This window comes from Flavobacterium rhamnosiphilum (assembly GCF_004349195.1).
GTDB lineage: Bacteria > Bacteroidota > Bacteroidia > Flavobacteriales > Flavobacteriaceae > Flavobacterium > Flavobacterium rhamnosiphilum.
In genome coordinates this window covers 1-1,552 of sequence record NZ_SMLG01000033.1, presented here as the reverse complement: position 1 = coordinate 1,552, position 1,552 = coordinate 1, and the positions used below count along the sequence as shown (strand labels likewise).

General features: G+C 37.2%; 1 protein-coding gene. It reads right to left on the bottom strand.

Translation table 11 applies throughout. The features are described from left to right. A partial coding sequence (locus tag E0I26_RS16555) for an HYR-like domain-containing protein (protein ID WP_205728810.1) occupies positions 1-1,552 on the bottom strand: 1,552 nt, incomplete at both ends.

Here is a 1,552-nt window from a genome sequence, read left to right as displayed (position 1 = left end):
GCACAGTTGGAGCTACTATGTCAGCGACACAAGCCACGGTTTTTCCGTCGTTGTCAGGCATAGTGAAGTCGGCTTTTTCGATGGTATAAGTATAAACCCAGTAACTAAAATTTCCACATGCATCAGTATATTTATATTTATATTCTCTAGTTCCTTCACATGTTAGAGGATTTGGAGTATCTGTTGTTGAGAATAAAACACCATTAAGTATTCCCGAACATTCATCAGTTGCATCTGGTGGAGTAGGAATAGTTGCAGCTGAAATACATGAAACTGTACTAGAGTTATTTGATGCATTTACAGTCGGAGCAGTGGTGTCTTGAATAGTTATGGTTTGATTAGCGGTTGCTGTATTACCACATGCATCAGTAACTGTCCAAGTTCTAGAAATCACTTTATTTCCCAGACAAGTAGCTTTTGGAGTTAAACAAACGCTTTTGAATTCAATACTACCATTGACATTAGCTTGTTTTCTGGAATAAATTAACCAAGTACCATTCATAGGTCCTGTAAAATTTTCAAAGCTGGATACGTACGATGTCAATTCAGGTATTGTATTCGTCGAACTGGTTGCTCCGTTTGGAGTGAAATTTTGACTAACACCATCTTGAATAAAATTGTTGTTGTTCCATTTTGTATAACCAGAACTATTAGAATAAAATACAGGTAAGTATAATTCTTTTGTGTTTGATGTTGCATCATCACACGCTCCACCTGTACAATAAGAACCAACTAAAATTATTCCTTGACCATTAGGAGCAATTAATGTGAATTCAGCTCTACCTTTTCCTTGATTCGTTTCGAATGTTAAAGCTATTTTTTCGATATTACTAGCTAATGTGCCATCAAAACCTGTTATAGTAAATGGGAAATAATTACCATTTCCAGCATTGATTTCTTGATTATTTGAGTTTCCAAAACATTCAGAATCAGTATAGGTAGGAGGTGAAAGATTTGAATCACAAATGTCATTGTATGCTGGATTGCCTGTTATAGTAGGGCTAATATCAGTAACACAATTTACCCCACTACTAAGTATTATATTTTGCGGAGGTGTAATAGTTGGAGCAGTATTGTCTTGAACATTAATCGTTTGTGATTTTGTTGAAGTATTGCCACAATCGTCAGCAGCCGTCCAGGTTCTGGTTACAGAATAAGAACCTGCACATTGACCTTGAGTTGTAACATCGTCAAAAGCCAAAGATACAGTTGTATCGACATTGTCCGTTGCAGTTGCTTGTGCAAACTCAGGTTTTACAGGGCAATTAATTGTTGTTTCATTTGGTAATTGGCTAATTACAGGAGGAGTACCATCACCATCATTTATGGTTACCGTAGCAGTAGCAGTACAATTTTGTCCTTGGTTTCCACCAGTAGCAGTAGCGGTAAGGGTATATGTTCCAGCAGGTAAGTTGGTATTTGAAACTACTTGATTAGTTGAATTTGTAATTACCACGGTAGCACCTGCACTATTAGTTACAGTGATAGAACCATCAGATCCTCCAAAACAAGTTGCGTTAGTAGCAATTCCACTTACCGATACCGCAACGGC